The 22,907-nt window shown below is 66.6% G+C and carries 22 protein-coding genes; 9 read left to right on the forward strand and 13 right to left on the reverse strand.

Going from position 1 to position 22,907, the window contains the following annotated elements; all coding sequences use genetic code 11:
• Nucleotide 1: 1 nt before the first annotated feature.
• Both EDD33_RS13230 and EDD33_RS13235 read right to left on the reverse strand, forming a co-directional pair.
• Nucleotides 2-310: a hypothetical protein gene (locus EDD33_RS13230; protein WP_123391423.1), complete on the reverse strand. Its 309-nt coding sequence runs from the start codon at nucleotides 308-310 to the stop codon at nucleotides 2-4.
• Between the two features lies 1 nt (nucleotide 311).
• The gene (locus EDD33_RS13235) at nucleotides 312-743 is read right to left on the reverse strand and encodes a plasmid replication, integration and excision activator (RefSeq protein ID WP_123391424.1); all 432 of its coding nucleotides are present in this window, start codon (nucleotides 741-743) and stop codon (nucleotides 312-314) included.
• A 387-nt stretch (nucleotides 744-1,130) separates the two neighbouring features.
• Between EDD33_RS13235 and EDD33_RS13240 the strand changes: the two genes are divergently transcribed.
• A complete protein-coding gene (locus EDD33_RS13240) occupies nucleotides 1,131-2,828 on the forward strand; it encodes an AIPR family protein (protein ID WP_123391425.1) in 1,698 nt (565 codons plus the stop codon).
• Nucleotides 2,829-3,021: 193 nt separating this feature from the next.
• Here the strand turns inward: EDD33_RS13240 and EDD33_RS13245 are convergent, their stop codons facing one another.
• Nucleotides 3,022-3,714, reverse strand: coding sequence for a DUF4145 domain-containing protein (locus EDD33_RS13245; RefSeq protein WP_123391426.1), 693 nt, complete (start codon nucleotides 3,712-3,714; stop codon nucleotides 3,022-3,024).
• 467 nt (nucleotides 3,715-4,181) lie between these two features.
• On the opposite strand from EDD33_RS13245, the gene EDD33_RS13250 reads away from it, so the two are divergent.
• Complete coding sequence (locus EDD33_RS13250) at nucleotides 4,182-6,107, forward strand: AAA family ATPase (protein WP_246003675.1); 1,926 nt, start codon at nucleotides 4,182-4,184, stop codon at nucleotides 6,105-6,107.
• Between the two features lie 127 nt (nucleotides 6,108-6,234).
• Here EDD33_RS13250 and EDD33_RS13255 read toward each other — a convergent pair whose 3' ends face one another.
• The 6 genes from EDD33_RS13255 to EDD33_RS13280 form a co-directional block, all read right to left on the reverse strand.
• Nucleotides 6,235-6,504, reverse strand: a complete 270-nt coding sequence (locus tag EDD33_RS13255; RefSeq protein WP_148077086.1) for a hypothetical protein — start codon at nucleotides 6,502-6,504, stop codon at nucleotides 6,235-6,237.
• Nucleotides 6,501-7,922 (reverse strand): peptidoglycan DD-metalloendopeptidase family protein, encoded by a 1,422-nt coding sequence (locus EDD33_RS13260; RefSeq protein WP_211332541.1) that lies wholly within the window; start codon nucleotides 7,920-7,922, stop codon nucleotides 6,501-6,503. The genes EDD33_RS13255 and EDD33_RS13260 overlap by 4 nt, the downstream gene beginning before the upstream one ends.
• 473 nt (nucleotides 7,923-8,395) lie before the next feature.
• Nucleotides 8,396-10,330 carry a DMT family transporter gene (locus EDD33_RS13265; protein ID WP_123391431.1) on the reverse strand — a complete coding sequence of 645 codons (1,935 nt, stop codon included), beginning with the start codon at nucleotides 10,328-10,330 and terminating at the stop codon, nucleotides 8,396-8,398.
• Entirely contained in the window at nucleotides 10,327-12,846 is a 2,520-nt protein-coding gene (locus EDD33_RS13270) for an ATP-binding protein (RefSeq protein WP_123391432.1), read from the reverse strand. Before EDD33_RS13270 ends, EDD33_RS13265 begins: the two co-directional genes overlap by 4 nt.
• Nucleotides 12,830-13,195 (reverse strand): hypothetical protein, encoded by a 366-nt coding sequence (locus EDD33_RS13275; RefSeq protein ID WP_148077088.1) that lies wholly within the window; start codon nucleotides 13,193-13,195, stop codon nucleotides 12,830-12,832. The genes EDD33_RS13270 and EDD33_RS13275 overlap by 17 nt, the downstream gene beginning before the upstream one ends.
• A gap of 9 nt (nucleotides 13,196-13,204) precedes the next feature.
• Nucleotides 13,205-13,468, reverse strand: a complete 264-nt coding sequence (locus tag EDD33_RS13280; protein WP_123391434.1) for a hypothetical protein — start codon at nucleotides 13,466-13,468, stop codon at nucleotides 13,205-13,207.
• A 437-nt stretch (nucleotides 13,469-13,905) separates the two neighbouring features.
• Between EDD33_RS13280 and EDD33_RS13285 the strand changes: the two genes are divergently transcribed.
• Together EDD33_RS13285 and EDD33_RS13290 are read left to right on the forward strand one after the other, a co-directional pair.
• The gene (locus EDD33_RS13285; protein ID WP_123391435.1) at nucleotides 13,906-14,661 is read left to right on the forward strand and encodes a MerR family transcriptional regulator; all 756 of its coding nucleotides are present in this window, start codon (nucleotides 13,906-13,908) and stop codon (nucleotides 14,659-14,661) included.
• Between the two features lie 12 nt (nucleotides 14,662-14,673).
• Entirely contained in the window at nucleotides 14,674-15,147 is a 474-nt protein-coding gene (locus EDD33_RS13290) for an NUDIX hydrolase (RefSeq protein WP_123391436.1), read from the forward strand.
• Here the strand turns inward: EDD33_RS13290 and EDD33_RS13295 are convergent.
• The 4 genes from EDD33_RS13295 to EDD33_RS13310 form a co-directional block, all read right to left on the reverse strand.
• On the reverse strand, nucleotides 15,135-15,686 hold the full coding sequence (locus EDD33_RS13295) for an HD domain-containing protein (RefSeq protein ID WP_211332542.1): 552 nt from the start codon (nucleotides 15,684-15,686) through the stop codon (nucleotides 15,135-15,137). The two genes, EDD33_RS13290 and EDD33_RS13295, sit on opposite strands and share 13 nt — an antisense overlap.
• Before the next feature lie 48 nt (nucleotides 15,687-15,734).
• Nucleotides 15,735-16,280 (reverse strand): TlpA disulfide reductase family protein, encoded by a 546-nt coding sequence (locus EDD33_RS13300; protein ID WP_123391437.1) that lies wholly within the window; start codon nucleotides 16,278-16,280, stop codon nucleotides 15,735-15,737.
• Between the two features lie 216 nt (nucleotides 16,281-16,496).
• Nucleotides 16,497-17,465 (reverse strand): M56 family metallopeptidase, encoded by a 969-nt coding sequence (locus EDD33_RS13305; RefSeq protein WP_170169818.1) that lies wholly within the window; start codon nucleotides 17,463-17,465, stop codon nucleotides 16,497-16,499.
• Nucleotides 17,466-17,491: 26 nt separating this feature from the next.
• Nucleotides 17,492-17,875: a BlaI/MecI/CopY family transcriptional regulator gene (locus EDD33_RS13310; protein ID WP_123391440.1), complete on the reverse strand. Its 384-nt coding sequence runs from the start codon at nucleotides 17,873-17,875 to the stop codon at nucleotides 17,492-17,494.
• 115 nt (nucleotides 17,876-17,990) lie between these two features.
• Here EDD33_RS13310 and EDD33_RS13315 point away from each other — a divergent pair, with 115 nt between their 5' ends.
• The 5 genes from EDD33_RS13315 to EDD33_RS19800 all read left to right on the forward strand — a co-directional run bounded on the left by EDD33_RS13315 (nucleotide 17,991) and on the right by EDD33_RS19800 (nucleotide 22,832).
• Nucleotides 17,991-18,647, forward strand: a complete 657-nt coding sequence (locus EDD33_RS13315; protein ID WP_123391441.1) for a thioredoxin-like domain-containing protein — start codon at nucleotides 17,991-17,993, stop codon at nucleotides 18,645-18,647.
• Between the two features lie 98 nt (nucleotides 18,648-18,745).
• A complete protein-coding gene (locus EDD33_RS13320) occupies nucleotides 18,746-19,330 on the forward strand; it encodes a DUF305 domain-containing protein (RefSeq protein WP_211332543.1) in 585 nt (194 codons plus the stop codon).
• 129 nt (nucleotides 19,331-19,459) lie between these two features.
• Nucleotides 19,460-20,062 (forward strand): copper resistance CopC family protein, encoded by a 603-nt coding sequence (locus EDD33_RS13325; RefSeq protein WP_170169819.1) that lies wholly within the window; start codon nucleotides 19,460-19,462, stop codon nucleotides 20,060-20,062.
• The gene (locus tag EDD33_RS13330; RefSeq protein WP_123391443.1) at nucleotides 20,059-22,068 is read left to right on the forward strand and encodes a bifunctional copper resistance protein CopD/cytochrome c oxidase assembly protein; all 2,010 of its coding nucleotides are present in this window, start codon (nucleotides 20,059-20,061) and stop codon (nucleotides 22,066-22,068) included. Before EDD33_RS13325 ends, EDD33_RS13330 begins: the two co-directional genes overlap by 4 nt.
• Nucleotides 22,065-22,832 carry a M23 family metallopeptidase gene (locus EDD33_RS19800; protein ID WP_170169820.1) on the forward strand — a complete coding sequence of 256 codons (768 nt, stop codon included), beginning with the start codon at nucleotides 22,065-22,067 and terminating at the stop codon, nucleotides 22,830-22,832. The genes EDD33_RS13330 and EDD33_RS19800 overlap by 4 nt, the downstream gene beginning before the upstream one ends.
• Nucleotides 22,833-22,907: the final 75 nt, after the last annotated feature.

Here is a 22,907-nt window from a genome sequence, read left to right on the forward strand (position 1 = left end):
GTCACTCACCCCCGGCGACGACCACGGTGAGGACGAGTCCCGCCGTCTCTGCGGTCCACCCGGTGGGGCTCTGGCTGATGAACTCGACCTCGTCCTCGCCGTACAGCAGCCGCCGGCGCAGCTTGCGCTTGGGCATCTCGCCGTCGACGTGAACGGTCACGGCCGGCAGCCCACCGCCCTCGGTGGGCGGAACCACCTCGATCCGGGCGACGTCCTGCTGGCGGCCCAGGAGGTCCGCGACCCGTCCAAGCACATCGGCGAGGTCACCGAGCACCCAGCTGCCCCACTCCACGTCCCAGCCCACCGACATGTCAGGCCACCGCCTTGTCGGCCCGCTGTGACGAGCCGCCGGCAGCGGGTGCGCTCGGCGTCGTCACCTCCGACGCACGCAGGGACCACGCGATGCGGGAGAAGTTGCCACTGTCCTCGACGTACGCCGTCGCGGTCATGCCCGTGAAGCGCACCGGCCGGAACGGCAGCTCGCCCTCGTGGCGCTCGAGCACCGGCATCACCTTGGCGCTGACCTTGACGGTCATCGTGCGGTTGTTCTTCCGGGCGTCCGGGTCGGCGTCCACGACGTCGACCGCCCAGACGGGGAAGCCCGAGTCGGGGTCGGCCGCCTGGACGGCGTTCTCGCGGGTGGATCGGTCGTAGTCACGGACCGGCGAGATCTCGCCGACCATGTAGGCACCGAGCGGGAAGACGATGTCGAACTCGACGGGCAGCTTGCGCGGAATGGCCATGGTTCCTCCTGGGGTCGATTGCTGACTGCAAATCAACCGGGATGCGCAGGACACTCACACCACCTGTTCGGGACGCGACGAAACGTCTCGCATCGCCCCAGCGGAGCGTGCTGCGCACGCCCATCCCGCCCACAAAGACGTTGCATTGCGACTTCAGGCTCGTCGGCCGCTCGCCCGAGGGCCTGGATGCCCCCCTTCCCCCCCGGAACTGGCGGGCGAAGAGGGCCCTTCTCGTCGCGCGCACGCTCACGGCTGATCGTGACTCTGCGTAACCTTGGTTTGTTGGCTCCTCCAGGCTCGAGGCGGCTTATGTTTACGCCTCAGGAGATCGACCCGCGCACGTGACTGGGATCAATTCATTCTTACCCGCCCTTTGAGAGGACTGAAGTGGAGCTGCAAGAGCGTCAGGTTCGTAGGCGGCTGGAGGAAGACTTCGAATCCCACATCGACCTGTCCGACTATCAGCAGCATTCGGAGAGTGAACAGGCAAAGGCACGCACCACTCGGGCCTTGGCGGCCTTGACCGTGGCGGCGCGCGCAATGGTCTCTGTTGACGAGGCGTGCGCATCCGTGGTCGATGAGAGTAATGACCAGGGAATCGATGCGATCGGGATTTCGGCCGCGCGTCGTGAGGTTTACGTCGTTCAGACCAAGACGTCCGTTGGTGGCCCCAGTCCGACCGAAGTTATGAAGTTCGTGCACGGCATTCGCTGCCTTCTCGACTGGGATTGGGATGCGTTGGGCCCAAAGGCTCGTCGGCGTCGCGGTGAGATAGAAGAGGTGCTTGCCGATGCTCGAGTCATAGCCATCTTTAGTTACTTAGGCGCGCAAGGACCAAACGAGGATGCGTCTCGCCTGAGCAATCAGTTGACCGAAGACGTAAACGCGGCGGGCGATATCCTCGAGTTTCACTATGAAGGTCTGCGAGAGAACTTCGAACGCAGGAACATTGCCAGCGGCCTGTCGTCACCTGACTCCGAGCTGACTTTTGACCGGTGGATCACAATGAGCGACTACAGGTCGGAGATCATGGGAATAGTTTCCGGTGAGCAGCTAGCAACTCTGACAGAACAATTTAGTGAACTACTGTTTGATAAAAACATCCGCGCGATCCTTCGGTCCACCGAAACAAACGAAGTTCTCGACGAAACCCTACGCGACTCGCCGTCAGACTTCTGGTACTACAATAACGGCATTACCATTGTTGCAAACTCGATCGGGTGCTCTCGCACCAATCCGAGGTCCTCTAACGAGACCTTCTCGTTGAAAGGCTTAAGCGTCGTCAATGGGGCACAGACTTGCGGTGCCCTTTCGCGAGCATTCCGCAGTAACTTGCCGTTAGATGACGTTCATGTCACGGTCCGCGTCATCTCGACCGCAGAGCACCCCGAGGACTTTGAGAAACAGGTCACCCGCTACACCAATACCCAGAACCAAGTCAGCAACCGCGAGTTTGTCGCGTTGGATCCATATCAGCAGGAGCTGAGTGACCTCCTCTTGGCTGAAAAGGTTCAGTACTCGTTCCGCACCGGACAGGCGCTCGACGACGAAGAGTATGACTTTGCGTTCGATCTCGAGGAGGCCACCCGAGCGCTGAGCTGCTGGTCTGGCGTGGCCAACGCGACGCGAGCCAAGCGCGAGATCGGTCGCATGTGGGCAGACCTCAGTGCAAGTCCGTATCTCGAACTTTTTCCTCGTGATTTGAATGCGGCGATCATGTACAACTCTGTGCGCTTTTGGCGCTCATTCCGTGACTCGTACAATTCCGCCGGCCGAGAGCGGGAGCATCGGGCGAAGAATATCGTCAAGAACTCTGAGTTCATGGCGTCTGCGCTCTTTATGCAGTGGGCGCGGGGAAATGCCGCCGAGTTTACGAACATCGACTGGGATGTTGCAGCTTTCATGGCTGGTTGCACGGATCAGGTTCGTGTCCTAGCGGAGTGCGTAGTTGCACGTCACGAACGGGAGAATCCAGGCGGCTTTGCTATGTCGTTCTTCAAGAACCAGCAAAAGGTCGAAACTTTTGCTCGGGCGGTCCGTGCTGATTTTCTGCAGGAGCTCCAGTCGTCGTCGGGCACCTCTTAGACCTTCTGCCAGCCTTCGGGGCGTGCGTTGCTCCTCCAACGCAGCGATATGACATTCCTCGGCAGCGCCCGGGTAGGGCTGCCTGCGGCTGCGCTTTCCCATCGAACGGCGAAGTTAGACAGAGAACAGGCCTCCAATGCAACTAGCGTGCCATGGTGTCGAGTCAGAGCCGGATCTAAATACCCTGGGCGGGCTAGTCATCTCCGAGCAACCCCTGGTCGCGGAGCAATTGCGCAGGCATCTCGTACTCGTGTCTGATTAGATGCCGGACGAACTTGCTCAGCCCCACCGCTTCCGCACCTGTGACATCGTCGTAATCCTCAGGGTGAGCGCCTTCGTTACCCAGTTGGTTCAGATGGTCTGCCCACTCCCAAAGGGACTTGTGGAGGTCGCCGTCGGCCTTCATGTGTTTGAGAGCGCTCTTGAGGTGACGCTCGCCCCGCGCTTTCTCGCTCCCCTTGTCTTTTACGAACAGGCTCAGTGAAGACCGGAACATCACAGCAGCGGCACGGAAAGCGTTGATGCTCAGGCATCTCATTCCCTCGTCGTAGGCAGAAGCCACGCCCACATTTACCTGCCTGTCGAGAACCCCGGCTCCGGGCGGTGGGTACCAGTGCAAGCCCTGTCCAGCGGGATCGGTGACACTGAGAACGGCGTTTCCACACCCGTCGCAGCGCAGTATTGCGCAGACGTGGGTGGCCTTGTAACCAGCATGATGATCGGTTGGGATCGAGCGCAACCATCTTTGGCTGTCCTCAATCTTGAAGTTGGACACACGTCCGCACCAGGGGCAGGGGCCGCTGGGGTCGTACTCGGTCGGGAGGCTGTCAGGGTCGGTACGGTGCTGGGTGCTTCCGACGAACACGTTCCGGGACTGTGATGCCATGGGTACATCGTGTCAGGAGGTGCCGACAGCCCTCGCCGGTTTATTCGTCCGAGGCCACGGGGCCAGGATCAGGAGCCCACGGACTGCCATTGGTGTTGTACTAGCTCCGCCCATGAAGTGGGATTGAGTCATGGATACGAGCGCATGGTCGCAGCGACGTGCGTCTTGCTCGTGCCTATGCGTCACACCACCGCCTGTTCGGGCCCCCGGGACAGGCTCACCCCGCGTGTCAGGACCCGACTGCCGCCGGTGCTTACGCACGTCCGGACGCGCAATCCGGACCAGCTCTGAATCTGGACCGACTTGAACGGTGTTCTCGTCTTTCGGGTTCGGCGATTGCGACACGCCTACCGTCGTCGTTCGAACAACGCCGTCTGTGTTTGTCCCCCCCGCTCGGGCAGTATGACCTCACTCCGGCGATGTCGGAACCGAGGGCGTGAAGCGCTAGGGAGATTGCAGTGAAGCGGATGCGCTGTCGCAGGATCATGTTTGAGGGCTACAAGCGGCTAGCCGACACCTCATGCAATGTCAGCCCTTACCTCCTTGCGTTCGTGGGCCAGAACGAGTCCGGCAAGTCTTCTGTGCTTACCGGGCTGGAGTGGCTCAGTGAGGACGACGAAACCCCTCTGTCGAGCCTCGACAAGTCGCGCGTGAAGCGGAAGGACGCCGGATGGATTGTGGGAGCTGAGTTCGTCCTCGGCGACGATGAGTTAGAAATTCTGGAGCCTCTCGGCTTCGACCACACGCCCACCGGTGTCAGCCTGTTCAAGCAGGCGAACGGATCGCTAACTATGGTGTTCGACAACCCTCGCCGGCCGAAGCGTGACCCAGCTCCCTTCCTGGAAGCGGCTGAGGGGCTGAGGCGTGCGCGAGAGCGGCTTGCTAAGCAAATCTCAGCTACAGACGCGCAGTACAGCGACGAGAAGCGCCAGGATGGTCCCACTACGTGGATTGATCGGATCGCAGAGCGGCTGGATGCTCCTGACAGTGAGTGGGATTCCGACGATCAGGCGGCGACCGAAGCGCTGCACGACTGGCTTGCAGAGACGCCCGCGGGCAGGAAGAACCCCCGCGATTCGAAGGCAGCCAGCCTCATTCGTTCCGCCGCCATGATCGGCAGCCGCGAACACCCGAACGATGTAGGGATCGACTTGCTGCGCGAGCGAGTACCTGCCTTCTTGCTCTTCCGCGAGGACGACCGGATCCTGCCAACGGTTACACCAGTTGACCGACAGAGCCGCTCGCACATGCCGTCGGCGGTTGCGAACCTTCTCGCGGTCGCCGGGGTCGACATCACCGCGGTTTGGAGGGCCCACTCCGACCAGGACTCAGGTGAGAAGAAGACGCTGCTGGACCTTGGCAACCGACGACTCGACTCGTTCTTCGGACAGGCGTGGAACCAGTCCAACATCTCCGTGAACATCGATGTCGACGAGACAGGGCTGCGCACCCATGTCGTCGACATGGACACGAGGCGCTTCACGAGGATCGAGGAGCGCAGCGAAGGTCTACGCGCGTTTGTGACGCTGGCTCTGTTTCTCGGATCGCAAGCGTTGGAGATCCCTCCGATCCTCCTTATCGACGAGGCCGAACTGCACCTTCACTCAGACGCCCAGGCCGACCTGGTGGGCGGACTTCTAAAGCAGATCAACGCGACTCAGGTCTGGTACACGACGCACTCGCCCGCGTGCCTACCCAGCGACCTTGGCACCGGTATCCGCCTGCTCGAACGGCACGACGAGAAGAGCGAGATCAAGACTCATTTCTGGACTAACAATGAGCCTGGTTTTGGGCCGCTCCTCTACGCCATGGGGGCGGGCGCTGCCGCCTTCTCGCGGTGTCGCCGGGCTGTGCTCGGCGAAGGAGCGTCCGAGATGATCCTGCTGCCAACCCTCATTCGAGCCGCGACCGGGTTAGATGACCTCGCCTATCAGGTGGCACCAGGGCTTTCGCACGCCCAAGGCCACGGCTTTGATGTCGAAGAGGTGGCTGCGCGGGTCATTTACCTGACTGACGGCGACAAGGCGGGGTCTGCCTACCTGACCGTCCTGCGGGCTCGCGACGTTCCCGAGGCCCGCCTCAAGTCGTTGCCAAGGGGCACCTCAATCGAGGACCTGCTCGACCGCGACTTTCTCCTGGAGGTCATCGACGCCGTGCTTCCACTTGGCGCACCGCGTCCAACAGCCCGAGCCTTCAAGGCATCCCAAACGGCAGGGCGCTCCATCACACAGTGGTCGAAGGCCAACCACGTTGCGCTTGGCAAGGTAGCGATTGCCTATGAGGTGGTGGGTCGCGCTCCCGACATCCGACTTGCTCCGGGAGCTCCCGAGACGTTGCAAGCCCTGCACGCTGAGTTCATGGATGCGTTCGAGGCTGGCGAACGAACCAGTTGAGCCCGGCGGGTCCGAGGCCCCACGTCCGCTCGATGGTCCGCGTCCAGTACTTGCCGCGCGCGTCATTTCACCGCGTGGGTGACGCGCTCTGTAGCGTTCCGCCGACCAAACATCTGCGCCGTGGACATCAGTCGACCCATACAAGTCGAAGCGGGTAAGCCGTCCGCATAGGCGGGTAGCCAGTGAACATCCAGCGGAAGTAGTCCTCCTCTGTTGCGACCTCGACCACCGGACCGTCTTCCTGCATCAATACCTCGCTGAGTGCGCGGACGTCGTAGACGAACCCGTCGGGCAGCGACAGGATCACACGCCTCCCACGCAACGTTCTTGCCTCTGCGGCTGGACGCGGCGCACGGGCCGGTGGGCGGCCGAAGTAGGGCAGCTGTTCGTCGCTCACGACGTCCGCCCCAGACCGACTCGGGCGACCACGAGCGGGTGGTCGCTGACCTGGCTGCGACTCGTAGCCCAGTCGACCGTGTAGCCGAGCCAGCGCGCATGTCGGTTGCCGAAGATCCAGTCGATGCCTAGACGCTTGGGCAGCCGACACTCTGTGGCATGCGAACCACCTGCCGGCGTCGACAGCACCTGCCCCTTCGTCAGGCCGCAGAACGCCGGGATGCGTTCGTTCATGTCTCCCAAGAGAAACGCCGGCACGTCGTACCGGTCAGTGACGGCTCGCATGGTGGCGAGCTCGCGCCGTACGGCCTCGGCCCGGTGGCGAGGCGCGGCAGGGCCGCCGATGCTCGCGGCGTTGTGCACGCTGAAGAAGATGGCCTCTTGGCCCGATGCGACATGACGCAAGCGCACTAGAGGCATGTCCTTGATGCGCCCCTTCCACGACGGCACCGGCACCGTATCGGCGCTGACGAAGGTCCACCGGTCACGGCGCCAGGCGACGGAGATCTCGGTGCTGCTGGGCGGCACGTAGATCGCGTACCTGTCCCCCGCCGTTCTGGTCAGCACGTCGTACTGCGCACGTTGCAGCTCCTGGAACCCCACGACGTCGACCTCGTAGCTGTCGAGCATCCCTATGGCCCGGCTCATCCGACTGACTCCGGACGCCCAGTGCGCCTTGTTGCCGCGGGGCCCGGTGTGCGAGTGACCCAGGACGTTGAAGCTGGCGAGCACGAAGTCGGAACCACCGGTCGCGGGACGTGCGGCGACGGACTGCACCTGGGGGGCCGTCTCACCCACGTGGCGGCTCAGCCACTCGCTGGGGTCAACGGGGTCCTCGTAGATCGACCCACCCCGCGGGTGCACCTCGAAGTGCAGGTGGCAGCCGGTCGAGTTGCCGAGCGTGCCCACCTCGCCGATCTGCTGCCCCGCGCGTACGACGGCCCCGTCCGACACCAGCACGCGCTGCATGTGCGCGTACCAGGTCGTCAGCGCCCCCTCCCCCGTGCTCACCTTCACCAGCCATCGTCCGGCCCACCCCTGGTCGGTCTCGATCACCACCCGACCCGAGGTGGCGGCCAGCACCGGCGTCCCGCAGGACAGGGAGAAGTCCGTTCCGGTGTGACCACGTGCCCACCTCCCACCGCTCGACCCGAAGTTGCGACGGTCGCTACCAGCAGTGCGGGTGGACACCGGTGTCGTGACCCGCCCGTCGACGACGTCGGTCGTCGAGCAGTCGGCGCTCGTGGTGGCCGCGTTCGACACGTCCGCGCCACCCAGCTGCCCGATGAGACGGACGGCAAGCGCCTCGTCGTCGGCGTACGCATCGGGGTACGCCGAGCGCTGCACGGCCTGCGCGGCGCGGGTCACCGGCATGGCCTGCCACCCCGGCACCTGCCGCAGCTTCTCGTAGAACTTCACCGCCGACGTGGCGGGATCCATGAGCTCGGACATCGACCCCCACCACGGCCACTGCTGCTGGAACAGCCCGATGGAACCGTGGTCGCTCCCCACGGCCTGGTGCGGGAGCTCGAGCGATCGCCCGACGCCGCGCTGGTCGGCACTGAGATCTCCCCCGAGCCCATCGTTGGCGTAGTTGAGGAACCGCGACTCCTGCGACGCGGTGGCGAGCGCGACGACCTGGCCTCGCTGACTGATGCCCATCCGGCGCCCGACAGCCACGATGGTCGCGGCGTTGCGGGTCTGCTCCGGGGAGAGTCCGGCGGCGGGTGCACTGCTGCCCACCTCGGCCGAGACCTGCGTCAGGTCACCGCAGCCACCCTGGGCGACCTCGCTCCTCCCGCCCGTCATGGCCGCCACCATGAGCAGCGGCGGGCCCAGCAGCAGTCCCGTCGCCAGCGCAGTGCCTGCGGTCCACCTCATCCCAGCCCCGGTCACCGAGCACCTGCCTGGTTGTCCGCTCCCTCGTGTTCGTGCTTCTCCGTGGGGCGGTAGATCGGGTAGACGGCCTCGCCGTCGTACCACTCGGGCTCGATCGGGGGCGGCGGCACTCCTCGCGACATGGGCCGCGGCACGAAGCCCTCGGGCAGCTCGCGGACCGGGGGTGAGGCCGATGGAGCGTCAAGCACGCCCGCCACTCGTGCGGTGCTGCGAGCGGGAGGTCGCGGCTGCTCCGTCGGGGCGCGTGTGTCAGGTGCCCGTCGCGACGTCGCGGCAGCCGCGTCATCGGTTAACTTCCGCTGGGCCGGGACCACCGGGGGTGCGGACATGGCCTCGGCTCGTGGCACTGGGTCGTCCGCAGTGTCCTTCGCACCAGAGCTCGCAGCGGCCGCAGCAGCCCCGGCCGACGCACCACCGGTGAGCGCAGCGGTCGAGGCCACGACGAGCTGCCTGCCCCGCTGCTTGGCGCGCCGTCCCACGCGGCCGAACGAGTCATTGACCGACCCGAGGTGGTTTCCATTGGGGTTGACCATCGAGCCGAGACGCCGGAACGGTCGTAGCGCCTGCCACATCACGAAGGTGAACAGCGGCATCAGCACCAGACCGAGCCAGGCCGGCGATCCGCTGCCAGGGTTGAACAGGATGCCGAGCACCGCGACGGTCACGCCCGCGCCGACACCGAAGAGGATCGCGTTGACGACGGCGGCCGCCACCGTGCGACCGATGCCCGTCACGAGGCCGCTCGCGGCCGGGAAGAGCCCCAGTACGGCGAAGGCCGGGAAGAGCATGACGGCCAGGCGCACGATCATGAAGCAGCCCAGCATGAGCAGCGCCGCCAGCAGCAGGAACGGCAGCGACAGGCAGGTGGCGACCGCGGAGAGCAGCGCATAACCCACGCGGGTCTCCGACCTCGTCCCACGCAGGTTCTCGTAGGCCTCGGGGTCGCGCTCCTTGATCTGGTCGGCGACCTCCATCCAGCGTTCCTGCTTCGCCTCGAAGATCTCCTTCGCACGCTCGGGGTCGCTCTCTGCCGCCGCCGCCTCGCGCCAGGTCAACGCCTGCGCCTTGAACAGGTCGGGCCCGAACTTCACCGCCGTGGCGCTGTCGGCGTCACCCAACGTCCCCGCGAGCCACGCGCGGTACATGATCGTCTCCTGCACCTGGGAGGCCACGGCCATGCCCGGGTCAGTGGTCGTCGGGTCCCCGTCGAGTCGGCCCACCACTTCGCCCACGGTGGAGGTCACGGTCGCGTCGGCGACCTGCCCCGCGGCCACCGGCCACCGGAACAGCACCGTGGCGAGCACCAGGACCAGCAGGGCCCAGGCGGCGGCCGTCGCCGTCGACGAGAACGCCCGTCGCCGGGCCATGGCGATCATCGACAGGCCCAGGACGCCGAGGACGACCGGCGCCCAGTTGGCGAAGAGGCTGTCGTGGAGCGCGGTCGACACCCGCGCCACCACAGGGTCGAACCCGCCGAGGAAGGACGGCTTGAAGGCCACCTGGGTCAGCGAGCCCGTGAGGGCCGTCAGGGCGACCGGGATCTGCGTCACCCAGTTGCTGACTGCCGTGCCGATGACAGCGTCGGGCTGTCGCAGGGCGTCGGGTCCGCAGCCGAGGTCGTAGGTGTGCCAGCGGAGTCCGGCATACCCGTACTGCTCGAAGATCGTGGTGCTCGAGCCCTCCGCGAACGGATCCGCGGCAGGAGGCAGTTGCGCCGGCTCACGGGTGAAGAGGCCGGCCACCCCCATGCCCGGAGATTCAGGCGACGGAGCGTCCTTGCAATCGCTCACGCCCGGCAGGTCGGGCAGTGGCACCTGCGGCAGCAGCGGGTCAGGAACCGCGGGGTCGTCGACGGCGGAGGCCGGCGCACCGCCGAGCACCAGCAGACCGACGATCACCAGTACGGCGCACCGCAGCAGCCGCCTCATGCCACCCGCTCCGAGGCCCGTGCTCCCGGCCCGTCGCGACCGGCAGTGGTGTTGAGGGCACCCAGAAGACCGGGGTTGGCGGACAGGTCGACGCCGACCTTGTCGACGTTGCCGTCCACGTCGCGCATCACGAACTCACGGTTGGCCTGGCCGCCTCGTCCCGACGAGAGCGAGGCAAGTGCCCGTTCGTAGCCGACCCCCGTCGAGACACGGAGCATCCGCAACGCGTCGCGCGCCGCCTCCTCGTCCTCGATGCGTCCGACGAACGCGGCCGACATGAAGTTGGCGACGTCCATCCCGAGCACGTCGGCCGGGTTCTGCGACGACGCCAGGACGCAGGTGTTCCACTTCCGCGAGTCGCGGCCCAGACGGGTGAACAGCGCGCGACCGGCCGACCACTCCCCCAGGAAGTGGGTCTCGTCCAGCGCGACGAGCTTGCGACTCTGCATGTCGCGCCCGTAGACGGCGCGCGTCGCGTACCAGGCCGCGAGGTGCAGCAGGGGCACCGCCATCTGCTCCGACGTCGACCAGTGCTCGCGCGGAACGGTCCGGGGCGGCAGGACCAGGCCCGGCATCGTCAGCACCGTCAAGGTCGCCTGCATGCGTGCCGCCGTCGGCTCGACTCCGGGGAAGAAGAGTCGGGACAACGGGAGCTCCGCCATGTCGCGCAGGTAGTTGGCGACGACACGACCGTGCGGGTCCTCCAACGACTCGAGGATGCGGACCACGTCCCACAGCGACGACGACCGCTCACCTCCGGTCGCGCGGACCGCGTCGGAGACCACCAGCGACGTCTGGGGCAACGCGTTGACCGATGGCGGAAGGAGCATCTTGATGACGTCCATCGCCAGCAGCTTGCGGTCCTGGGAGGCCATCACCACTGCCTCGTGGAACGCCTCCTCGGTCGCGAAGCCCTCGCGTTGCGGGGCAGCCACCACGTCGAACGGGTTGAGCGTCCCGTTGGCTGCTGCGGTCAGGTCGATGTGCTCGCCGTGCTCCGCCAGCTCGGGCAGGTCCACCAGGCGCGACAGCGGACCCGACGGGTCGAGCACGACCGACGGGATGCCGCGGCGGGCTGCCTCGTAGGTCAGCTGGCCGAGCAGCACGCTCTTGCCCGCTCCGAGACCACCCACGACCGGGACGAGCCCGGAGGTCTCGCGCACCTCGGTCGCGTAGTGCGTGTCGAACATGACCGCTCGCCGCGATGCTCCGGTGGTGCAGCCGATGTAGGGGCCGCGGCGGTCGCCGAGGCGGCTCGAAGCAGTCGGAACTCCCGCCGCGACGTACATGGCCGGCAGCCGACGACGGTGCGCTGCCGTCGAGACCGGCTCCCCCGGGATGAACTCCCGCAGCAGGCCGTACTGGCCGCGCGGGTGCTCGATGGTGACCCGACGCGAGCGGTACGACGTGACGACCTGGCGCGCTCGCTCGAGGCAGGCCTCCTCCGTCGGGCCGGTGACTGCGAGCCGGAACCACCCGTGCACCCGGGCTGCGGTGACGTCCGCACCGCGGGTCATCTGGTCCTCGACCTGGCGGGCCTGGTCGGCCTGTCGCCCCAGGGCGAGTGGCTCGTCGAGGTCGTGCTCGGAGTAGTGCCGCTGCATGTCGCGGACGACGAGGAGCTTGCGCTGGATCGCACGCCGCGCCTCCACCCCGGAGAGCACGTCGAACTGGCACGACCACTCGACGGGGAACGGGAGCCGGTCGGTGTGCGACAGCCAGGGGTCCAGTGCCGGGTCGGGCGCGTCGATCTCCTCGAGTCGGCCCACCGACAGCACGGCGGCATGGCGCACGGTGGGCTCGCGCATCCCGCGGCTGGTCAGTCGGATCGTCCGGTCGAGCGGGCCGGCGGCGTACTCGATCTCGTCCTCGAACGCGTGCAGGTCGTCGGCATCCCAGTCGGTGCCCGAGGACGGGCTCAGCACAGCAGGAGCCGGCATGCCCACACCGACGGAGCGACGTACCAGCCACTCCATCTCGGATGCGGTCGCCGGCCTGCCGTCGAGCCCGGGCAGCCCCACGGTCTCGGTGACCTGCTCGCGCTTGGTCAGCAGGCGGGCGTGCTCGACGTTGCCGGGGTGGCGCCACAGGGCGCCGATCATCCGGTGGGTGGCCGCCCGGTTGCCCAGCCGGACCCCGAGGAACACGTCCTTGTCGCCCAGCGTCTGGTGGCGCAGGTGCTTCTGCATCGTCACCATGTGTTCCGACCACGGCTCGACGCCGTCGGTCCCCAGCGGGGCGGGCGTGAGGTCGTGAAGCTTCCGCGCCCAGTCGGCGGCGGGGTACGGCCGCGAGGTCACGCGGAGGTGGATGCGGTGACCGGCCAGCCAGGCCAGCCCGTCACCTATGCCGTACAGCAGCTGCTCCCGCTGCCGGTCCGATCTGAACGCCCACGGCTGCGTCGGCAACACGAACCAGGCCCACGCTTCGTGCGCCGTGAAGCACAGGTTGTCCTCGATGTTCCGCAGCGCGAGCACCGACCGCGTCGCGGGATCGGACTCAGGACGCCGCAGCATGGTGGCTCCTCGAACGAATCTGGGTGGCAGAGACCCGGACGGGCCGACCTGCCTTGCGGGCGCGAGGCGTACGCATCTCGATGCGCACTAGGTGGACGACGCTCGCGAGCGGACGCTCGTGGTCGATCACCCCGGTCAGGGCATACGTCGCCAGGATGGTCAGCACCACCTCCCACACCGGAGGGATGCTGATGCTCATCGGCAGCACAGCCTCGACCAACAGCACGGTGACGAACAGCGTCAGCCAGATGCCGTACGCCGAGTAGCGGGCCGACCACGGCAGGGTCATGCCCTGCGGGCCGAGCCACACCGCGTCGACGCGGTAGACCTCGTCGTCGGGACGGATCACCACGACGGCTCAGCCCCGGAAGACGAAGGTCGCGATGTTGCCGGCGAACCCGTAGAACAACGCCGCGCCGGCGATGACGACGCACCCCAGCATGATGTTGGTGACGGTCATGGCGTTCTGACTCATCTGACCCTTGCGTGCGCTGGCGATGATGCCGATCCCGACGACCAGCAAGACGAGCGGGATGATGTTCTGCACCGCCCACTGCACGACGCCTTCGGAGTTGAAGTCTGGCGCGGCCATGACGGTGATCTGGGCAAGCAAGGTGTTCATCGGATGACCTCCCGAGAAGGCCCGACGAGACAGCAGCGACGAGGCCGCCTCTCCCGAACGAGCGCGGTGTGACTGAAGTAGTGGCACAGCAACACAAGTCGCCCTGAAGCGGAAGATGGGATTCCACAACCTGTGGACAACGACGTCCGTAGGCGGGTCACAGAAGTGATTTGAGCGCATTCCTGTTGCCGCTTGTTAAGCATTTTCCGAATTCGCGTGTCGTGCATTCGCCAATCAGAACGTGCCGGTCAGCACGCCGGGACCACTCGCTCAGGACGTCTCCAAAGCGTCCATTACGAAACCCGGTATGCCGTCGCCGTCACGTTATCGAGCCCGTGGCGAGACAGTTGTCCACAATTCGTCGCTACCCCTGGCGCGGGACGTCTGCGGACGTCTACTTTCTCGAAAACGTCCCAGGACGTACTCGGGAGAATCCAATGAGCAATGAACGACTCCGCACCCAGATGTCGACGCGCCGGGTGACCACCCTCGACGTCGCGACCGCCCTCCAGGTCGACCCCAAGACCGTCGAGCGCTGGGTCGCCACGGGCCGCGTCCCGCACCAACGGCACCGGCTGGCGACAGCTGAGCTGCTGGGAGTGGAGGAGACCTACCTGTGGCCGCAGCTGCTCGCCGGCGACGGCAACCGGGGTTCCGGCACCTCAGAAGTGGTGGCCGTCTACCCGCATCGAGGCGCGGTGCCCGGTGAGCTGTGGGACCGTCTCGTCGACCAGGCCCAGTCCGACGTGAGCGTCCTCGTCTACTCCGGTCTCTTCCTGCTGGACACGCACCCCGACCTGCCACGCAGCCTTGCGACGCGCGCTGCGCGCGGCATGCGCGCTCGCTTCCTCTACGGGGACCCCGACTCCCCCACCGTCGCGTGGCGGGGTGAGGAAGAGGGCATTGGCGAGAACCTCGCCGCCCGGATCCGACTCGCCCTCACCTACATGGGACCCGCCATGGGTGTTGACGGCATCGAGATCCGGCAGCACGAGAGCATCCTCTACAACTCGCTCTACCGTTTTGATGACGAGCTGCTGGTCAACACCCACGTGATGGGCTCACCCGCACCGTCCAACCCTGTCCTCCACCTCCGTCGCGTCGAGGGCGGGCATCTCTTTGACCACTACCTGCGGTCCTTCGAGCGGGTGTGGGTCGAAGCCGCACCCGTCGAGCGAGCAACAGCATCGTGACAGCCTGATCCCATGGGCAAGCGTGTCGACTACATCAACGATCCGGCGGCTCCGCGGGCCAATAGCGTCGTGCCGTCAGTCGTGGCCATCGTCCAGGACGAGGAGGGCCGGGTGCTGCTGATCCACAAGACCGACAACGACCTGTGGGCGCTACCGGGCGGCGGCCACGAGGTTGGCGAGTCCATCGCCGACACCGTCATCCGAGAGGTCAAGGAAGAGACGGGGTACGACGTCGAGGTCGACGACCTGGTCGGCACCTACACCGACCCGGGGCACGTGATGGCCTACGAAGACGGCGAGGTGCGCCAGCAGTTCTCGATCGCCTTCCGTGCCCACGTGGTCGGTGGGGGCGCTCGGACCAGCAGCGAGAGCAGGGCAGTCGAGTGGGTCGCGCCCGGGCAGGTAGCCGAGCTGGCCATGCACCCGTCCATGGCCATGCGACTGCGGCACGGCCTGGAAGACGCCCCCGCCCCCTACATCGGTTGACCTATGTCCGCGGACGCTCGGGATGTAGCCCGCTCGAGGTACGCACGGCTCCGCAGGACGGAACGGTGCACGGCATGCCCCGAGGGGTAGCGCGCGAAGATCTCGGACAGCCGCTCCTCTACCGAGATTGCCGCGCCGTCGGGCGATGTCGTGAGGTCAGCCAGGATCAGCAGATCGAGCAGACGCTGCGGTGGCCGGTCGAAGGCTGCCAGCTCGTCGGCCAGACCGCGCTCGTCCGCTTCGTACTCCGCGCCGGTGTGGAACGCGACCAGGCAGACGACCATCGCGGGGAAGCCGAGTGTCCTGAGGTGCATGGCGCCGTCGATGGCATGCATGCCGGTCTGCCGCAGCTCCGGGTCGTACCCGATGTCGTGAACCAGTGCTGCCGGGACCAGATGGCGGCCGGGGTCGGACGTGGCGCGTCGCACCTCTTGCGCCCGTCGAGCCACAGCAAGTGTGTGATCCAACCTGGGTGGCATCGAGCGCAAGTGCGTCGCAGCCAGGCCGAGAGCCCAGCCTGCCAGCTCCGTGGGCGACATGCTCTTACCGTACGAGAGCGCCGCGATGCGATGCACCGAGAACCCGCCTCAGCGCCGCACGTCCTCCACCAGGTCGACCAACGTGCGACGGCTCGGGACCTCCCCCAGGATGCTGGCTGCGACTCGGCCCTTCTCGTCGAGCACGACCGTGCTGGGAATCGCACTGGGGTTCAGCGTGCCGGCAAATGCCAGCAATGTACGACCCGACGGGTCGAAGAGGGAGGGATAGGGCACGTCGTACCGACGCTGGAATGCCAGCCCCTGGTCCTGGCTTGCGTCCCGCGTATTGATCCCGATGAAGGCGACGTCCTGCTTCCCGAGCTCACGGGCTGCATCTCTCAAGATGGGAGCTTCCTTGCGACACGGCGGGCACCAGGAGCCCCAGACGTTCAGGACGATGACGCGCCCCTTGTAGTCGTCGAGCGCCAGTTGCTTGCCTTCCAGCGTTTGACCCTCGACCGCGCCAGGTGTCGTGCGCTCCGCCACGGGCAGGCGGGTGATGATGCCCCGTCCATCGACATACCCCTTGTCACCCGTGGTCGGCGCCTCCGCGCACGCCGAGAGCGCCAGGGGGGCGAGTAGCCACAGCCCCATCAGGGCGAGCAGATTACGTGTCCCAAATCGTCGGGGGCCCGAGGCTGAACTCCGCCCCACTGCGTCGAGAGCGAACCGTTGGCGCAGGCCAGGCGGCAAGCATCGAACAGCGGCTGAGCCATCGGTCCTCTGCATGTTTCGCCACATCCTTCGAAGTTTTGAGGGCGGCCGATGGCAAGCACCGGCTGCGTTACACGTCGAGGCCCGGGCTGCTCGCTAGCAGCTCGGCGGTGAGAACCCCGCACAGTGGTCGAGACCGAGCGGCATCAATGCTGGCGCCAGTGCCAGGACGAGCGGCAGCGCGAGCATCAACAGGGGGCCGCTGATGACGGCCGCGTGCAGGTGGGGTGAGAGAGCGGCGGTCGGTTCGAGCAGGCGCTGCGCTCGCTGCAGCGTGTTCGCGCCATGAGCTCCCATCGCTCCCGCCGGGGGCTGTGCTGTTCCGAGTCTCATCAGGGCCATCGCCAAGGGGCGGCGTGGACCTGCGCGGTCGTCAGCCTGCATCTCGGCGAGCCGGGTGATCTGATCGGCAGCAACACGGAACAGGCTGAAGCCCAGGAAAGCCCGCTCCAGCGCGCGCGCTGCACCGATCGCCAGGTCATGCCGCGTCTCGAGGTGGGCCCGTTCGTGCCGCAACACGCCAGCCAGCTCGGCATCGCTCAGACAGTGGACAGCGGCGCTCGTAACGATGACCTCCGACGCCTTCGCAGGCTGACTTGACCGGGAGCCCGGCAGCGACCAACCACGCCGACCCGGGAGGCAGTAGACGAGCGGCACGTCGTGCTCGACCTCGACGTACTGCCCTTCGTTGTGCCTCCTGCCAAGAACGGCGACGAGGTCCCGGAGGTGACGTCGCCGTTGACCGACATCGACGGACACTGCGACGAACGCAAACGCGAGCCGGAGCACGATGACAACGGCAGCACCGCCGCCGACGAGCGCGAGCCCTGTTCCGAGCGGAGTCTCGTAACGCTCCCGCAGATGGACCTCGCAGGCCCGCACCAGCTCGGCCAGGTCGACGCTGAGGTGACTGAGGGGCAGGATCAACGTGAACCCGGCGAGCAAGAGAGCCGCGGCAACCGACAGGGACAAGGCCTGCCAGGCCCAGATCGCCAACCCGGGACCACGGGTGGTCCAACGGGCGGAGACGAGCCAGCGCTGCGCAGCGATGGTGCTCAGCCCCACGAAGGCCAACAGGCTCAACGCCGCTGTCACGGAGCTGACCGATCCGGCCGGCCGGGAGCTTCCGTCTCAGCGAGCAGCTTGCGCAACTGGGCCGCCTCGTCGGTGCTCATGTTCTCGACGAACCGCATCAGCGCTACGTCTCGGTTGGCCGACTCGGCGAGCGCCTGCCCCATGAGCTCGGCCACGCGGTCTTCCCGTGATCGGGTGGGGCTGTACGAGAAGGCGCGACCCTGCTTCGTACGCACCACCATGCCCTTTTTGGTCAGGTGGTCCAGCACCGTCATGGCAGTCGTGTAGGCAATGCTGCGTTCAGCCTGCAGCTCGGTCATTACCTCACGGACGGTCATCGGTCCGGGGGCGTCCCACAGCCGCTGCATGACGACGGCTTCGAGGCTTCCTAGTCGCTGCACAGGGCCAGTCTTCCCGTTCTCTCAGGTCGTAGTTCGCTCAACGCTACTACGATGCTGCATAGTAGTTGGCTGGCACGAAGTTGTCCCGTCCATCTTCCACCACCTGCGAGGAACCATGACGCCGTCGACCAGTGATGGTGCGAGCAAGCGAGAGCGCCGCGACCGTCTACAACAGATGCAACGCGACCAGTCGCGTCAAGAGCGTCGGCGAGCGCTTCTCGTCTGGGTGCCTGTCGGACTGGTTCTTCTCTCGCTCGTGGCTGGCGTGGGGGTAGGTCTTCGCGATGCGTCGGAGGAGCAGTCAGCCGGGGCTGACCTCAAGGCCGTGAAGTCGTACGAGGCGGAGTCCGACCACGTCACCGAGCCGGTGGACTACGAGCAGATGCCGCCCGCTGGCGGTCCGCACAACCCGATCTGGCTCAACTGCGGGACGTATGGAACCGCGGTGCCCAACGAGAACGCCGTCCACTCCATGGAGCACGGGGCGACGTGGGTGACGTACGACCCCGACCTCCCCGACGAGGACGTAGACGTGCTCAAGAAGGCGATGCCGGACTCCTACGGGGTGCTGTCACCCTACGAAGGCCTCGAGAACCCGGTCACGGCGTCGGCGTGGGGCAAGCAGTTGGTCCTCGATGACGTGAACGATCCTCGCCTGAAGGGGTTCATCTCGAAGTACACGCAGAGCCCCGATGCTCCAGAGCCCGGCGCTTCCTGTTCCGGCGGATCCGACGGGTCCCTACCACTCGACACGGCCGCCCAGTCCCAGTGAACAGGTCGATCAGGGCCGCCAACCCGCTTCCGCGAGGACCGCTAGCGCATCGTGCCCGAGCTCGGGCGTTCGTCCTGGGCGTCGTCGTCGCTGCCGTGGTGGCGTCGGTGATTGCTGCGATCTTCTTCGTGCGAGAGCGTCCACCCGCGTCGGACAGTCCCGAGGCTGGTTTCGCGCGCGACATGCAGGTCCACCACGCCCAGGCAGTCGAGATGTCCCTCATCGTGCGAGACAAGAGTGACGACCCCGAGGTGCGCGCGCTGGCGTACGACATAGCAACCAGTCAGCAGCAACAGATCGGTCAGATGGCGGCCTGGCTGCAGCTCTGGGACCTGCCTGCGTCGAGTGAGCAGCCACAGATGTCCTGGATGAGGGGGGCCGAGGGGGACGGCCAGCCGATGCAGATGCCCACCGATGGGCGAATGCCTGGGTTGGCCAGCCCGGAGCAGCTGGATCAACTGCGGCAGGCGAAGCCAGGCCAGGGAGAGGCACTGTTCCTCGAGCTGATGATCGAGCACCACAAGGCCGGCGCGGCCATGGCCCGGGCGGCGTACGTCAGGACCGACGAGCCTGCGGTGCGCAGCCTGTCCTCGGCAATCGTGACCTCCCAGATGGCAGAGGTCAGGGCGATGGAGGGCCTCCTCGACTCTCGGCGCCCCGCGACTGTTGACCAGGAGCGTTGAGCGACGAGCCGAGCGAGGACCTCCGAACGCAGGTCGCCCCGCCGACGGATACGTCGTGTGACCGGGCGGGCTGACTCCCACATCACGAGGAAGAGAATCCCCATGCAGAGACCGACGCACGGACGCCACATGCGCACGGCGTTCTCCCTTGTCACGCTCGTGACCGCCTATCTCATGCTGAGCGTCGCCCCAGCGACGGCCCACGCTGGGTTGACCAGCTCGGACCCGCGAGCGGGCCAGCGCCTTACATCGGCGCCCGAACAAGTCCGTCTCGAGTTCAACGAACCCATCGATCCCGAGTTCGCCAATGTCCGCATCGCCGTCAACGGGACGTTCTCTTCCGCCTCCGTCGAGGTGGCTGCGGGTGTGGTGACCGCAACGCCGCCAGAACGCGCCGTGCAGCGGGGAACTGACGCACGCTGGACCGTTGCCTACCGGGTGGTGTCCGAGGACGGGCATCCCGTCGTCGGGACCGTGAAGTTCGTGGTGGCCGCCGCTGGAGACGCAGTGCCCTCATCTGCCGCTGACAACGGGTCTGCGACCAGCTCCCCCACAGATGTTGCCTCTTCGCGAACCTCTCCGACTGATGAACCGGCCGCTGATGACGGGGGCGACGGGCCACCGATCGGCCAGATCATCATCGACGTGTTCCTCGTCGTGCTAGCGCTGTCCGCCCTTATCGGAACCACGCTCTGGGTCGCCCGCGGGCGCAAACGAGACCAGGGCCAGTGACCCGGAGCACCGCAGTCCGTGCCGCGGCATTGGTCGTCTCGACGTGCCTTGTCGCGGTCGGGCTGCTCTCGGTCGGGGGGCGAACGGTCGTCGATGCGACCGTCGGCCTTCCAGATCCGGGGCTGACGACGCGCGTGGGGCTCGCCAGCGCGCGCGGGTTGCGGGACCTCGCGGCTGCCCTGACTGTGGGCGGGCTGGTGGTGGTCGCATCCATGCTTCCTGGCTCCGACCCCCAGCGGGCGTTGGTCGTCGGCAGCCTGCGCGGCCGGATCGTCGTTTGGCTGACGAAGGCATCGCTGGTGTGGGCAGCAGCAAGCCTGGCAGTCGTCGCCTTCACCTACTCGGACCTTGCGGGTCGTCCACTGTGGGACCCGATCGTCTACAGCCGGATCTGGTACTTCGCCATCGAGTTCGAGCTGGGCCGCCTGCTGCTGCTGAGTGCTGTGCTGGTCGCTGCCACGACCGCCATGCTCAAGCTCACGCGCTCCATGGTCGGTGTCGGAGCCAGCGTCGTGCTGGCCGGCGTCGCATTGTGGCCCCTGGCCTTGACGGGTCACGCGTCCGGATCGTCGAGCCACGACCTGGGCGTCAACATGCTGTTCTTCCACCTGGTGGCCATCACTGTCTGGTTCGGCGGGCTCGCGACCGTCGCCGTGTGGCGGAGCTCCCTGGCAGATGCGCTCCCCGAGGTGGTCGGTCGTTACTCCCGGGTTGCCGGCGTCTGCATCGTCGTGGTCGCCGTCTCCGGCCTGGTATCGGCCGGACTGCGACTGGGCTGGGAGCCCCTCGTCACGACCGGGTACGGGTCCATGGTCGTGCTCAAGGTACTCGCGCTCATCGCCCTCGGCGCTCTTGGTTACGTCCATCGGAGACGTGTGCTGCCGCGCCTGACCCACAGCCGCGTCGAGGAGTTCCGTCGCCTCGTCGCCGTCGAGCTCGTGCTGATGGGTGCAGCGGTCGGAGTGGGCGTCGCCCTGGGCCAGACCGCTCCCCCCGTACCGCAGACGGAGTCCGTCGATCGAGTGGAGGCGCTGCTGGGTGGAGCGATACCACCCGAACTGACGCCGGGCCGGTGGCTGTGGTCGTGGGAATCGGACTCGTGGTGGCTGCCCGTGGCCGTCGTAGCCGCCAGCCTCTACGTGGGCGCAGTCAGAAGGCTTGCACGCCGTGGCGACCACTGGCCCCTGCGGCGCACGGCCTCCTGGATCGTGGGCTGCGCGCTCCTGGTGTGGGCCACCAGCGGGGCGCCCGGGGCGTACGCCGAAGTGTTGTTCAGCATGCACATGGTCCAGCACATGACGCTCGCCACCGGTGTCCCAGTGTTCCTTGCCCTCGGCGGTCCTGTGACGCTCGCGTTGCGCGCCCTTGCGCGACGTCAGGACGGGTCGTTGGGCCCGCGCGAATGGCTCCTGCTGGTGGTCCACACGCCGATGCTGCGGCTCCTCGGCCACCCCGCAGTAGCAGCCGCCCTCTTCATCGTCTCGCTGGTTGCCTTCTACTACTCCGGGCTGCTCGAGCTTTCCCTCCGCAGCCACACCGCGCACATCGTCATGGTGGCTCACTTCATCGCCACCGGTTACCTGTTCGCGAATGGTGTGGTGGGCATCGATCCGGGGCCGGCCCGGCCGATCTATCCCTACCGGGTGCTCATCGTGATGGTCACGTTCGGCTTCCACGCGCTGTTCTCGGTCTCGCTCATGAGCAGCACACAGATCCTGGCTGGATCGTGGTTCAAGTCGCTTGGTCGCACGTGGGGTCCGTCGCTCGCCGACGACCAGTACCTCGGAGCCTCGATCGGCTGGGCACTCGGCGATTACCCACTCGCCGTCCTCGCCGCAGCACTGATCTGGGCTTGGGTGCGCTCCGACCGACGCGAGGCCGCCCGGATCGATCGCCGCCACGATCGGGACGGCGGCGCCGAGATGGCGGCCTACAACGAATACCTGCAGTCCTTGGCACAACACCATCCACCCGAGGATCTGCCCGCTCGAAGGAGTCGCCTGTGAATCAACTACTTGATCGCGTTCGGCGCCAGCTCGTCCTGCAGCGCCAACCGCTCGTCAGGCGGGCAGCGTCGCTGACACTGGTGGTCGGGGGCGCGGCGGTGCTCGTCGGCGCCGGACAGGACGATCGACACCACGTTGCCGCGCGAGCAACCGCTTGGCAGAGTGCCGTGGCAGACACCGACAAGCCGATCGAGACCAACCCCCGCGCCCGAGCGCTCAGTCGTGACGCATCACGGACGGAGCGACGCGACGCGGAAGACGTGAGGCTGTCGCGCGCCGCGCAACGTGCCCGCCTCACCCGGGAGTCGGCACTGCGTCGAGACGCCCGCCGAGCCTCCGATCATGCTCGAGCCCTGGAGCGACGGGCCGCCTGGACTATGCCGCTGACGAGCTTTCGCACCACCAGTACGTTCGGGCTCTCCAGCTCGCTCTGGAGCAGCACCCACACCGGGCTGGACCTGGCCGCACCGGAGGGAACGGCTATTCGCTCGATCGCTGCCGGCACCGTGCAAGAGGCCGGGTCGGCAGGCGCCTACGGCAACCGAACGATCGTCCGGACCGACGACGGATTGGATGTCTGGTACTGCCACCAGTCACGGATCGACGTCGATGCTGGCGACCGTGTCACGGCCGGTCAGCGCATCGGGGCAGTGGGATCCACGGGGAACGTGACCGGGCCCCATCTCCACCTAGAGATCCGGCCCGGCGGGGGCGACCCGGTCGACCCGGCGGCCACCCTCGCAAGGCGTGGGCTCCAGTTCTGACCCGACCTCATCTCTGAGTACTACGTCGCATAGTATTTCAAAGTCGCGTCGCGCTGGCTCCCAATCTTGGTGGTG

It is taken from the genome of Nocardioides aurantiacus (assembly GCF_003752505.1).
GTDB lineage: Bacteria > Actinomycetota > Actinomycetes > Propionibacteriales > Nocardioidaceae > Marmoricola > Marmoricola aurantiacus.

What these genes read in the sequence shown, in the direction of transcription:
- EDD33_RS13230 (WP_123391423.1), bottom strand. Translation starts at nt 310, where the DNA reads ATGTCGGTGGGCTGGGACGTGGAGTGGGGCAGCTGGGTGCTCGGTGAC.
- EDD33_RS13235 (WP_123391424.1), bottom strand. Translation starts at nt 743, where the DNA reads ATGGCCATTCCGCGCAAGCTGCCCGTCGAGTTCGACATCGTCTTCCCG.
- EDD33_RS13245 (WP_123391426.1), bottom strand. Translation starts at nt 3,714, where the DNA reads ATGGCATCACAGTCCCGGAACGTGTTCGTCGGAAGCACCCAGCACCGT.
- EDD33_RS13250 (WP_246003675.1), top strand. Translation starts at nt 4,182, where the DNA reads ATGCGCTGTCGCAGGATCATGTTTGAGGGCTACAAGCGGCTAGCCGAC.
- EDD33_RS13265 (WP_123391431.1), bottom strand. Translation starts at nt 10,330, where the DNA reads ATGAGGCGGCTGCTGCGGTGCGCCGTACTGGTGATCGTCGGTCTGCTG.
- EDD33_RS13270 (WP_123391432.1), bottom strand. Translation starts at nt 12,846, where the DNA reads ATGCTGCGGCGTCCTGAGTCCGATCCCGCGACGCGGTCGGTGCTCGCG.
- EDD33_RS13280 (WP_123391434.1), bottom strand. Translation starts at nt 13,468, where the DNA reads ATGAACACCTTGCTTGCCCAGATCACCGTCATGGCCGCGCCAGACTTC.
- EDD33_RS13285 (WP_123391435.1), top strand. Translation starts at nt 13,906, where the DNA reads ATGAGCAATGAACGACTCCGCACCCAGATGTCGACGCGCCGGGTGACC.
- EDD33_RS13290 (WP_123391436.1), top strand. Translation starts at nt 14,674, where the DNA reads ATGGGCAAGCGTGTCGACTACATCAACGATCCGGCGGCTCCGCGGGCC.
- EDD33_RS13295 (WP_211332542.1), bottom strand. Translation starts at nt 15,686, where the DNA reads ATGTCGCCCACGGAGCTGGCAGGCTGGGCTCTCGGCCTGGCTGCGACG.
- EDD33_RS13300 (WP_123391437.1), bottom strand. Translation starts at nt 16,280, where the DNA reads ATGGGGCTGTGGCTACTCGCCCCCCTGGCGCTCTCGGCGTGCGCGGAG.
- EDD33_RS13315 (WP_123391441.1), top strand. Translation starts at nt 17,991, where the DNA reads ATGACGCCGTCGACCAGTGATGGTGCGAGCAAGCGAGAGCGCCGCGAC.
- EDD33_RS13325 (WP_170169819.1), top strand. Translation starts at nt 19,460, where the DNA reads ATGCGCACGGCGTTCTCCCTTGTCACGCTCGTGACCGCCTATCTCATG.